Origin of the sequence: Methylobacterium isbiliense (assembly GCF_022179325.1) — a bacterium.
Taxonomy (GTDB): Bacteria; Pseudomonadota; Alphaproteobacteria; order Rhizobiales; family Beijerinckiaceae; genus Methylobacterium; species Methylobacterium isbiliense.
Genome location: NZ_BPQQ01000099.1, coordinates 1 through 11073 on the forward strand (window position 1 = coordinate 1; position 11073 = coordinate 11073).

Sequence of the window (11073 nt, forward strand, 5' to 3'; positions counted from 1 at the left end):
CACCGATCTTGGGTCGGTGCGCCTCAGCTCGTATCCCTCACCGAACGGCAGCGCCTGGCGTGCCGCCCCCAAGGGTCCCGTGACCACCAAAGACAGCGCCCGGCGTGCCAATGGGTCAGGCTCGGATCCGGAGGGACAGAGTCCGTCGTGGCCCTTCGGATCGGGTGTCAGAATAGGAAGACAATCCTAAGCGTCAAGCCCGGTTCACGGGCTGCCCACCGATCAGTGCGTCGGCGTGGCCGGTTGCTCGGCCGTGAGGTCGATCCCGTGCGCCTCGGCGTAGCCGCCGATCACGTGGGCCATCTCGTCCACGAGCTCCTGCGGCGAGAGCTCCCGGCTCAGCCGCGACAGGCCGACGCCGACCAAGGTCCTAGCGACATCGATCGGGGCCACCCCAAGCGACATGAGCCGGTCGGCGGTGTGCTCCAGGGCGGCGGCCGCGGCGTGGGCGGCCTGGTTCGGAGTGACGTTCGGGCGAGGACGCGGGTTGTCGTTCATGCTCGGTCTCCAATCGGGCAGCGCGACGCCAGCGCGTCGGGCAAGGTGGTCGAGGGTGGCCAGCGCGCGGCGGTGTCTGGTGATGCCGGCCTTCATCCCGGGCGTTCGCCGGTCCGGCTCGACGCGCTCCAGCACCGCTAGCTTCTGGTGGTGCTCCAGCGCGATCGCGCGGATCCGCACCGCCCGGTCGCCGGGCGGCAGGCGGTCGAGGTGGGCGAGATCACGCATCATGAGCGTCTCCCAGCGTCGTGGCGCGAAACGGGCGCGAAAGTGCCTGGGGACGCGAAACGCGGCCAAGCCCTTGTGTCCATTGGCGTTCCGGCCGATGCGGAACGGGCGGGACAGGGGGGATTTGTGACCGCGCCGATGGTCCGTGGCCTGAACAAAAATCTGTAAGTGGCGGCCTGTGTGGTAATCCTGCAACACAGACTTCTGAACACTTGATACCCCGGCGGGGTCTCTCGCTCTCTGTGATGCCGATTGCGGGCGCGACGTGGGCCGCTGGCGGGCGTGAGCGGGTCAGCCGGTGGTGGGCAGCGGCGAGCTGGAGAGACGGGCGCGTCGCCCATCCTCTCTTCTTCATTTTCAAGATGCCGGGCTGGTCGAGGTCAGACCCACCCATGCCGCGGCCCCGAGCCAACGCTTCAAGTTCGAGGCGGCGGACTGGCTGAAGCCGCGGGTGCCGTTCAAGGCGCGGATCACCTGTGGGGGCTTGGTGCCGATGATGCGGGCCAGCTCGGACTTACTGAGGCCTCTCGCGCGCAAGGCGTCGTGCACCAGAATTGCCAGCGGCCCGGTCAGGCGCCCGCCGTGGTAGGCCTGGAGATCGCGCAGAACCGCATCTTGGTCGACGCCGGGGTGACGCCACTCGGCGAGGCTGGCGGTCTCCACCACCTCATCCTCTGGCAGCCCCTGCGCGACGGCGTGGCCTTGCCTGACCGACGCCGGGTTGATGACGGACGGGGCGAAGCCGGCTGGCGCGTGCTGCCACCAACCGCCGTCCCTCGCTGGACCACGAACGCGACGGGCCGAGGTGTCGGACGGTCTCGTCACCGTGTGAGAGAGTTCTACGAACTCTACTGCTGACGAACTCGTTCGGAGGGTCTGATCGGGGGGTGAAGTGGGTGGTGACGAACTCGTCCGGACATCCGATTGAGCGGCCATCCACGCTTCAAGCGCGCCCGGAAGGTGGAGTCCTTGCTCGTAGAACTTGGTCCGCTTCATGCCGATCGCGGCCCAGGGCTCGGTGCGCGCCTTGGACTGCTCCCGCGGCTTTGCGCCGAGCCGCTCGCGCTTCGCCAGCTGGTATAGACGGTTCTTCTCGCGCCGATCCTTGAGGCGCTGCTCTTCGCTGTAGTCGATGGCTCCAGTCTGCGCTGACAGGTCGTAAGCGTCGTGCTCGGCCTTCGTGACGCGCAGGTCCTTGGCGATGGCGTGCTTGTTCTTGAGCACCTTGCGCCGCCTCATCGCTCGGTCGTGAACCTCTTCTGCAATCGCCATGGTGACGTCATCCGAAACAGCCGGTGTCCACCTGTCCCGCCAATCGATGACAGTGGCCGCATAGTCCTTCACACGCCGACCGGTCTCGGTTTTGATCTTCAGCCACTTCATCCAGAGCGAAGGGATGGCGGCGCGCAGGAAGATGACCGCATCGTCGGTTGTTGCAGGGCCACCGCATCGGCCCTTGATGATCTTCTCGATGTCCTTCAGCCGCTCGCGGTTGCGGTCATAAACGTAGCGAGGACCGTTGCGGCGCTCTTGCGCTCGACGCTCGGCGCGGTAGGCGGCAGCCTCGTTCGTCTGCCGCTGCCTCTTCTCCGCCGCATGGGCGAACAAGTCGCCGGTCTGCGTGTCGGCGGGTGGCCGGCCAGACGGGCGGCTCATGCGGCGACCCCGTCGAGGCCCAGGGCGAGCTGCCGGGCCGGATCCTGTAGGGCCGGCCGGCGCCGTGGTGGTCGAGCACGCTGGTGGCGCGCGACGGCTTCGGCGTGCCGGCGATCGATCTCGTGACGGGCGAGGATCGCGATGGCCGTGACGGCGCCCTGGTCGCGGAAGCCGCGCTCCTCAAGGACGTAGTCGACGATCGCCTCATCGGTGACGTCGAGGCCGCGGAGGGCGAAGCGGCGGCCGAGCACATCGGCAGCCGTGACCGCGATGGCGCGTGCGAGTTCGGGGATCATGCAGTGCTCCAAACGCAACACGGGAGCGAGGAAGGTGAGAGTAGCATGGTTAACGCCGAAGCGCAGCAATGGCTGCGTCTGCGTCGGCGAAGCACCCTACTGCGGCTCCATTTAAGTTGAAAGCGTATACATATCCAGGACGACTGAGGACGATTGAACCGATGTGCTGATTTCCGATGTATAGTTCAATCCTGTTGGGCATTGTGCAGTCGCCCCAGATAAAGACTAGGTGCCACGCCGAGGCGGCGAGGTCAGCGGTATCGCTGCGCGAGTGCCCGGAGGCGTTCGGCCCGGTCGAGAAGCCGGGCTGCCTCCGCCATGTCGCGGCGAGCAGCGCGGGTCAGCTGCCGCAAGCGATACGCCCGCCAGAGGGCGATGAAGCCGTACGCGTTCACGTGCGCCTCAACTCGAAGGCGAGGCTGTTGGCCTGCTCCCACGCTGCCTGCAGCCGCCGCTGCACCGTGGTCATTCCATCGGCGACCACCAGCAGGACGTCCGGCTCGATGGTGGAGGGGGAGCCCGCCAGATGCGCGACGAGCTGCGCGAAGCCTCGCATGTGGGCCAAGTCGTTCTCCATGTCGCAGAGGTGGCCGCTCACCTTGTCGACCTTGGTGAGCACCTCGCGAAGCTGCGCGTGAGGGTCGGGGATCCTGGGTGTGGCAACCGGCATTCGACGCTTCTCCCTCGCATCTTGCTAACGATGCTAATCACAAGCATCATGGCAGAGATGGTAAACGGAGCAAGAGCCGATTAATGAGTGTCACAGCCACGATGACCATGGGGGCGCACGTGCCGCCGAAGCTGGACACCGCCTCCGAGACCGAGCGCCTTCAGTTGCTTGCGCCGAAGTCCCTCATGCACCGGATCAACGATTGGCGGCGGCAGCAGCCCGACCTGCCGAACTTGTCGGAGGCGGTCCGGCGGCTGGTCGAGGCTGGCCTGGACGCGGCGGACCGCGAGGGCGGAGGCCGGGTGGAGTCCGATCGGAAGGCATAGACGGACGCCGGGCGGAGGCCGACGTGGAGGGCTTCGTTAACCATTCCGTGCCTCCCTCCAGTTGGAGGGCGCCTGGAGGACGGGCGGAAGGCGCTCTCGGAGACCGGCAGGAGGCCGGGCGGAGGGGTGCGATGGCCGAGCGGTTGATGACCTACGCCGAGCTGGCCGAGGTCTGGGGCGTGTCGAAGGAGGCCGCGAGGAAGAAGGTCGAGGGGCTCCGCCTGCCGAAGCAGATGGGCAACGACGGCCGGGCTCGCGTGATGATCGACCTCACGGAGGTCCAGCACGAGCCGATGAAGCCCCGCTCCGACCGGAGACCGGACGGAGACCAGCCCGAGACCCCGCCCGACGTGGCGGACCTCCGTCGGCTGGCCTCCACCCTGGAGACCGAGGTCGAGCGGATCACCGCTTTGGCCACATCGAACCGAGCGGATTACGAGCGCGAGCGCGACCGAGCCGACACCCTTGTGACCGAGCTATCCGCCATCCGTGCGGCGCTTGAGGCGGCGCTGGTGGAGCGAGACGCCGAGCGGGCCCGCAGGGCACAGGTCGAGGTGCTGACCGCGCTGATGGAGGCCGAGCGGCGCCGGGCCGAGGAGCTGCGGATAGAGCGCGACCGCTGGCAGGAGGAGGCCACCCGGCCGCGCGGGCTGCTGGCACTGTTCCGCCGCCGCGCCTGACACGAATTTGACGCGGAGGCCGCCAACGGCCACGCTGCCCGTTCCACCGGCCGCGCAGCCGCGCGAGTCGCGAACTAGGAGTTCACCGCCGCCGCAGTGACAGCCTGAAAAGCCAACGGCCCCACCCCTGGCAGGGTGAGGCCGTGGAACCGCCGAAGCGGCGATGTCGGTTCTCGCACCTCCGATATCGCCAGACGCTCCTTCGGGAGTCAAGCCGGAACCTGGCAGTTCCGGCAATGGCGAGGCTTTGCCTGGACGCTCTGCCGCGGCCCGAGAGGGCCCGCGATGACGCACACCTACCGCCTGCCGCGCACGATCGCCGATAGGCTCGACGCCGCTACCCGCGGCCGCCGCAACGCCGATGCCGTGCTGGCCTTGGCGCAGTTCCTCGCCCGCTTCCATTCGGCCCCTGGGCGGCTCGGACGGCCGTTCGCTGTCGACCGGATCGCACTGGCTGATCATCCCGAGCTGCGGCTCACCGAAGCTCGCATCCGCGGCGCCCTACGGGTGCTGGAGGAGGTCGGCCTCGTGGAGCGCGTCGAGGTCCCCGGCTCGGCCTACAAGGCGACGGAGCACGGCCTGCATCGTAAGCCGATCCAATGGCGCTTCGGCGTGGAGTATCTCCCGGCCTTCAGCGCGGCCAACGATCGCGCACAGCGGGCCCGTGGAGCCCCTGCACCGGCTCGGAGGCCCATCGCGCCGCCGGCACCGCCGCGGGCGCCAGTGGCCGTCCCTGCGCCGTCCCGGGCCATCCCGCCGGCTCCACTCGCCAAAATAGACAGCCCAGCGTTAGCGTCCCTCTATTCTGGTGATCGGAATCGAGCTGCACCGGATTCGCCCCTTGAGGCAGCACTGGAGCGGCTGCGCCGAGGGGTCGGTGCATGAAGCGTCGAGGCCGGCGGAATCGTCGCAAGGGCTGCCGAGGGGCATGGTCTTGTGGATCGATGCGCCCGAGCGAGCGGCCGGAGATTCGCGGTGAAGGCGAGGCGCGGTATCGTCCTGTCCGTGGCGCGAACGGAGCCGGCGGCGGACACCAGGGCTGGGAGGCCTGCCGCTGCCGTCTCCACCCCACGCGCGCGAGGGCGGCGGTCGTCTCAATCTGAGACGAATTTCCGGAGCCAAGTTGGTCCCACGCGCGCGAAGGCGGCGGAGTCGCGTAAGAGCGATTATGGAACCGCGACAATTCTAGCATCCGACTGCTCGATCAAAAGCTTAGACCGTCGTCTGATGGACGGAGGTCAGGCTTTGTCCGGCATACCGAACGTTTCGGTGCCAGCAGGGCCTAAAAGTGCCAGTTCATGCACTCCATGCATAGGTTTCAGCACGGGGTGTGCCTCAGTTGGCTGTGCCCGAAATGAGCGCCTTCCGGAACGCCTTCAAGGGGGCAGCTACTGGAGTTGCTGCCGCCGACGGTTCGCCCGATCCAGCGCCGGCTCCATCCCTGTCTTCATCTCCCCTGTTTCCGAACTGATGCAGCCGCTCTCCAGGCTCGTGTAGGGCGGGAATGGCATCGTCACATGGGTGACGCTCAGATCTCCTTTGACGCGCGCGACGTTCTTCTGTCCCTTTAGGCACGCCTCCAGGCTCTGGAATTCTATTGTTCCGGACGTGCTCGCGCCGCTTGCAGTAAGCGTCATCCACACCAAGACCCATTTCATTCTGCTCTCCTCACGGGGCGTACATCCAGCCCGCACCGCAATCCCCTGATCGATCGTATCGAGCGAGATCACATTTGGGTCCTGTTCGATCAAGCCTGCGGCACATCTTGCGATTGGACTTCCCTGCTCTTTGTGGGAGATCGAGCCCGCGGCCCATGCAAAGCTGCCTGGGTTCCGTGCCGGCCCGGCCTAACCCCGGCGCAGAACGGCGGGTCAGTGCAGCGACCACGTGCCCGGCCCGTACAGCTACGTTCAACCTGGGTGAGCGACGGCTGGCGCGATCCACCCGACACAAGGCGTATGGTGCTGCTGTCCTCCTTCCCGTCGACGCAGGTGGACGACAGCATCAGCGGGCCGGGTGTCTCAGCGACACGACACCCGGCCCGCGCCTCTCCCTTCAGTCCCGTCCGTCTACCCCCTGATGGTCAGACTCTGAGGCCTCTTCCATCGCCTGCCGCGCCCTAGCCCTGGGGCTCTCCGCATCCATCGCCCCGCCGACGCCCACTCCGGCGAACCGCAGGTCCCGATCGCGCTGCTCCCGCCGCGCCCTCGCTCGCGGGCTCTCGGTGCTCATCGCCTCGGAGTGGAGCGGGTGATCGTCGCGAGGCTCATCGGGCTCGTTCATCGGTGCAGCTCCTCGAAGGTGGCAGCCTCGCCCCAGCTCGCCGTCCTAGCAGGCGAGCATGACCGCTGCCGCTCTCATCGACACCACCCTCTCGCCCACCGTCCTGGCCTGGAGCCAGGGCCTCGCCAGCCTCTCGCCCGGCCAGCCACCCTGTCCCGGGTTCAAGCCGGAGGAGTGGGCGACCACCCTCACCAACGCCCGCCGCTTCGTGGACGATCACGGCGCCGAGGCCGATCGGCTCGGCTGGGACGCCCTCACGCTGTTCGGCGTGCACCCGACCTCTGGCATCCGCCGGGGCGACTGGAGCGGTGTGCTGATGCCCTGCGCCTACCCGGTACGGGAGGTGACGACCGAGTTCCTGCGGGTGCACCTGTGGCGGTGCCAGCGGAACAAGCCAGGGCGGGGTCGGGGTGTGGCGGTGTGGGAGTTCGGGCGTGGCTGACCAGACCCTCGCCGACCTCTACAAGGCCAAGCGCCTCACCGACGACGACCTGACCGCGGCCGTCGCCAGCTACCTTGTCGCCCCCGTCTCCTCGTAGTCCCCGATCGCGCGCGAGTAGAGGCCCGACGCCCTCGCCGCCGACACGCACAGCTACGCTCAACCTGAGTGAAAGACGGCATTCGTGGCATGAGCGACACCTTGTGTGTGGCGCTGTTCGTTTGACCTCCGAGGTCTAGCCTTAGCGGGCAGCTTCATCAGCGGGCCGGAGCGCTCTCCCTTCTATTCCTCCGGATCCGGCCAGCTGCCCTGATCACCCGACACTGCGCGGGCTCGACATGACCGGCATGGCTGACCGCCCCACGATCGGCGAGTTGTTGGTGCTCAGGATCGTGACCCACCACGAGCTGCAGGCCGTCATCGCCGGCTTCATGGCCAACCCTCAGCCGGGCTGGTGGGAGATCACGGACGGGGTCAGCGTCGACATCATGGCCGCCATTAACGCGCATCCACACGTTCGGGCCTGGATCTCGCAATCCGAAGCGACCTTGGCTACGCATGAGCTGGCCATCCGCACGGTGATCCTTTTGGCGAGGCCGGCCTGATCCCACGAGCGCGCCGTGCGGCATACTCTCTGCAGATACGAGCCCGTCTCGCGCTCGTTGTGCACCCTCTCGGCGCGGGACAGCGGGTCGGGTGCAGGGACCTTAGCAGCGACGGCACCCGACCCGCACCTCGTTGTCACGGGAGACTGCGCGCGAGGCGGGAGATGGAAGACAGGGGGCGCAGCCGGCGCGGCGGTCACGTGCTCGGCCCGTGCCTCGCTCTTCAGTTCGCAAAGGAAAGCCAGCGCGCGGCGGCGCATGCCGGTCAGGACGGCAATCCTGCTGGCGAGGGCGGAGACAGTCGGCATACCCTGAGCGGCCTGTGCTGCAACTTGCGTGAATGCGTCCGCACCGAGGTGCACGGCATCATCCCCGCATGACCGTCGATCTTCTGCTCCACGCACACCGGGTTGTGGCCGATAGCGAGAAGCTGTGCCAAGAGCTGAGGGAACAGCGAGAGGCCGCCGAAAGGTCCGCGGAGCAGGTACGCCGCAGCCTGGCGCTCTTGCACGCCATGCGCGAGAATGGCCCTGCTGGACGCGCTCTCGTTGCCTTCGAGAGCCCTGCGATGCAAAAGCCCGAGGCGGATGAGCACTGCACCTGAACTCGCGATCCTGCTGGCGAGGGCGGGATAAGGCGCTGAAGGCCGGTCGAGACGATAGTCTGACGCAAAATCTTGTCAGGACGCCATTGCGTCAGGTGAAATGGCGCGCTCAGCACTCTACAAACAACGGCGTTGCCGTCGGCTACGCCACTTGAGTCGGCGACGACAGGCGGACCGGGTTACAGTCTGGACCACTCTCAGCCCGGTCCGCCACTCTGCTCATCGAACGCCGGGCCGCGCCATTGCACTGAAGGTCAACAAGGCGGCACGCAATCGCCGCGCAACCTGCTCGGCCTACCTCTCCTCAAATGGGAGAGCGCCGCAATCCCCGCCGCGCCTACGACCGCGAGGGCCGGGAGATCGCCCCGCCAACGGTCGGCAGCCTGCGCGACCAGGGCGAGACCACCGCATCGGTCTACTGCCATGCGCGGGGGTGCGGCCACCACGCGATCATCTCGACCGACCGCTTCCCGGCCGACCTGCCCTTCCCCGATATCGCCCTGCGCCTGCGCTGCTCGGTCTGCGGATCCCGGCAGGTGGTCGTCATGAAGGACATGGCGGCCTACTACGCCCGGTGCACGTCGGGGGCCGGACCGGCGACGGGCCTGCCGCCGTCGTACCGGGTGATCGGGCGAGACGTGCCGTGGCCGGACCGGCAGTGGTGAGTGTAGGCTCTGGGCGCAGTATAGTGGACAGGATCAATCTACCCGTACTAGAAAGTATATTATGCCAAGGAGATTAGTATTGCGGTTTAGATTCGTCTTTATAGTCATGCTAGTTGCATGTGGCCCAGTCGCGAGTGAAGGCGTTTCGGGAGAAGCAGCCGCTAGAAGTGTTAGCTTGATGTTCTTCCTAGGGGAAATCTGTCCAGCGTATGCAAATGTAGACAGAGCGCTTGCGAAAAAGCTTTCACTAGCATTCGCCGAAATCGGTAGTAACAGTGTTGGCAGCAAAAAATTCTCAACTATCTTCAAAAAAGAACTTGATAGAAGAGCGAATGAGATAAAAGCCACCGGTCCGCAAATGTGGTGTAACTATCAAAAGCCAAATATGAAAGAAATCGGTGCTAATATATTCATTGATTGATGTATTTTAAATTTCATGATATGCAAATCGAGAAGTAGATATGCATGATACAGGACTTCGGTTGGGCTTACGGCGCTGATCTTAAGCGGGATCATGGAGCACCCTGAGCGCGCGTACCTCCGCGGTCACCCGGGGCGTCGTGCCGGCCACGCCCCGGAGAACGGAGGCTGCCGGCTGTCGGCCGTTCTCGCGGTCACCTGCCGACTGGACCGGCGCGCTGCATGTTCGACAGCGCGCGAGGTGCGGCGGCCCCGGAAGCCAGGTACTTCAGGGCCGCCGCGGAGGCCGGGACAGGACGGGCCCGGCCAGCTCGATCAGGCCGAGACCTTCAGGGCGCGGAAGGCCTTCGGATCCTGGACCCACGCACCGACGCGCTTCGTCGTGTAGAATTCCACGAAGCCGCGTGTCTTGTAGGGATCGCGCAAGACGCGAATTCCGGTCCGATCGTTGACCAGATAGCCGCGCTTGAAGTTGCCGAAGATAACCGGAATATTGCCGGCCGCGATCGACGGCATGTTCTCATCGATCTCGACGGGATAGCCGAGCAACGTCTGGGGCACGCCCAACTGATAGTTGTCGCGCCACAGATAGTTGCCCTGGCCGTCCTTGAGCTTGGAGGCGGCCGCGGCCGTTGTCGAGTTCATGAGCCACGACGCGCCGGCGCGGTACTCGCTGCCGAGAGCGAAGACCAAGTCCACGAAGCCATCGCCGGTGATAGCCGCGGCGGAGCCGGTGTTCACCGTGGCGATGTTGCCGCCCGGGTGAGCCTTCGGGTTGTTGGACACGGTCGCGTCCGCCACGCCACCCGGCAAGTATTGAAGCAGTCCGAGGGGCTTGGTCGTGCCGTCTCCTGAAATGAACGCGATATCTTCTTGGCGGCTGAACGTGGTTGCAACTTGTTCAGCGAGCCACTGTTCAAGGTTGATTGCACTATCGTCTAGAAGGCGCTGAGTAATCGCCGGACTTGCGTACAACTCGCCTGCCTCGAAGGTGATCGGGACGAACTGCGCCGTCGAAGTGGTCCCCCGGGCCGCGGTCTCCCCCACCCAGCCTGAGCCATAGGCGTTGTCGGTCCAGAGGGACGTGAAGGCGCCGGTGCTGGTGGAGATGACCGACGACATCCGCCGGATCGGGGACAGCGGCGTCAAGGCGGAGAGGATCCGACGGTCCCACTCGACGGGGGCGAGATAGCCACCATCGGGCGCGCTCCCGACCGACATGCTGGCGAGGATCTTCGCGCGCTCGCCCTCGGCGTTGGCGCGGTGGATCTCGTCCTGGCCCTGGCCGGTGCGGAACCAGTTCGCAAAGGGCCGGCTGTAGGCCGGATCGGCCGGCATGGCGTCCGGGGCGCCGCCGTTGATCTGCATGGCCGCGACGCGGCGGTTCATCTCGTCGTAGGCGCTCTGCATGTCCTGCATCTGCGCCTGGTGGCGGGAGACGAAGCCTTCCATGGTGGTCGTCAGCTCTTGGACGAGACCACGAACGTCATCGGGACGCCCGCCCTGGCCCTGGGCGGCCGCGGCGCGGAGCACGTTCTCGTCTCCGCTCGCACGCAGCAGCGCGGGCGGGACGCGGACGTCAGGCAAGTTGATCGTGCGGCGAGAGGCAAAGATGCGGGGGCGGGGGGCCTGCGAGGCCGCGCCCATGAAGGCGTGCGTCATCGGTTGCTCCGGGAGGGAGACGGAGCCCGCGCCGCCACCGA

General features: G+C 66.4%; 14 protein-coding genes. 8 read left to right on the forward strand and 6 right to left on the reverse strand.

The window, feature by feature from the left end; translation table 11 throughout:
- Window positions 1–222: 222 nt before the first annotated feature.
- The 4 genes from MFF61_RS30235 to MFF61_RS30250 all read right to left on the reverse strand — a co-directional run bounded on the left by MFF61_RS30235 (window position 223) and on the right by MFF61_RS30250 (window position 3348).
- Complete coding sequence (locus MFF61_RS30235) at window positions 223–729, reverse strand: hypothetical protein (protein ID WP_238241395.1); 507 nt, start codon at window positions 727–729, stop codon at window positions 223–225.
- A 354-nt stretch (window positions 730–1083) separates the two neighbouring features.
- Entirely contained in the window at window positions 1084–2382 is a 1299-nt protein-coding gene (locus MFF61_RS30240; protein WP_238241396.1) for a helix-turn-helix domain-containing protein, read from the reverse strand.
- A complete protein-coding gene (locus MFF61_RS30245) occupies window positions 2379–2678 on the reverse strand; it encodes a hypothetical protein (RefSeq protein WP_238241397.1) in 300 nt (99 codons plus the stop codon). Before MFF61_RS30245 ends, MFF61_RS30240 begins: the two co-directional genes overlap by 4 nt.
- A gap of 391 nt (window positions 2679–3069) precedes the next feature.
- Complete coding sequence (locus tag MFF61_RS30250) at window positions 3070–3348, reverse strand: hypothetical protein (protein ID WP_238241398.1); 279 nt, start codon at window positions 3346–3348, stop codon at window positions 3070–3072.
- A gap of 83 nt (window positions 3349–3431) precedes the next feature.
- On the opposite strand from MFF61_RS30250, the gene MFF61_RS30255 reads away from it, so the two are divergent.
- The 3 genes from MFF61_RS30255 (at window position 3432) to MFF61_RS30265 (ending at window position 5239) form a co-directional block, all read left to right on the forward strand.
- Entirely contained in the window at window positions 3432–3674 is a 243-nt protein-coding gene (locus MFF61_RS30255; protein ID WP_238241399.1) for a hypothetical protein, read from the forward strand.
- Between the two features lie 131 nt (window positions 3675–3805).
- A complete protein-coding gene (locus tag MFF61_RS30260; RefSeq protein ID WP_238241400.1) occupies window positions 3806–4354 on the forward strand; it encodes a hypothetical protein in 549 nt (182 codons plus the stop codon).
- Window positions 4355–4639: 285 nt separating this feature from the next.
- Entirely contained in the window at window positions 4640–5239 is a 600-nt protein-coding gene (locus MFF61_RS30265; RefSeq protein ID WP_238241401.1) for a hypothetical protein, read from the forward strand.
- A 503-nt stretch (window positions 5240–5742) separates the two neighbouring features.
- Here the strand turns inward: MFF61_RS30265 and MFF61_RS30270 are convergent.
- Window positions 5743–6105, reverse strand: a complete 363-nt coding sequence (locus MFF61_RS30270) for a hypothetical protein (RefSeq protein WP_238241402.1) — start codon at window positions 6103–6105, stop codon at window positions 5743–5745.
- Window positions 6106–6695: 590 nt separating this feature from the next.
- On the opposite strand from MFF61_RS30270, the gene MFF61_RS30275 reads away from it, so the two are divergent.
- From MFF61_RS30275 to MFF61_RS30295, 5 genes are all read left to right on the forward strand, one after another.
- Window positions 6696–7079, forward strand: coding sequence for a hypothetical protein (locus MFF61_RS30275; RefSeq protein ID WP_238241403.1), 384 nt, complete (start codon window positions 6696–6698; stop codon window positions 7077–7079).
- Between the two features lie 335 nt (window positions 7080–7414).
- Window positions 7415–7681 carry a hypothetical protein gene (locus tag MFF61_RS30280; RefSeq protein WP_238241404.1) on the forward strand — a complete coding sequence of 89 codons (267 nt, stop codon included), beginning with the start codon at window positions 7415–7417 and terminating at the stop codon, window positions 7679–7681.
- 164 nt (window positions 7682–7845) lie between these two features.
- Window positions 7846–8061: a hypothetical protein gene (locus MFF61_RS30285; protein WP_238241405.1), complete on the forward strand. Its 216-nt coding sequence runs from the start codon at window positions 7846–7848 to the stop codon at window positions 8059–8061.
- A 532-nt stretch (window positions 8062–8593) separates the two neighbouring features.
- On the forward strand, window positions 8594–8950 hold the full coding sequence (locus MFF61_RS30290) for a hypothetical protein (protein ID WP_238241406.1): 357 nt from the start codon (window positions 8594–8596) through the stop codon (window positions 8948–8950).
- A 175-nt stretch (window positions 8951–9125) separates the two neighbouring features.
- Window positions 9126–9371, forward strand: a complete 246-nt coding sequence (locus MFF61_RS30295; protein WP_238241407.1) for a hypothetical protein — start codon at window positions 9126–9128, stop codon at window positions 9369–9371.
- 314 nt (window positions 9372–9685) lie between these two features.
- Here MFF61_RS30295 and MFF61_RS30300 read toward each other — a convergent pair.
- A partial coding sequence (locus tag MFF61_RS30300; protein WP_238241408.1) for a phage major capsid protein occupies window positions 9686–11073 on the reverse strand: 1388 nt, incomplete at its 5' end.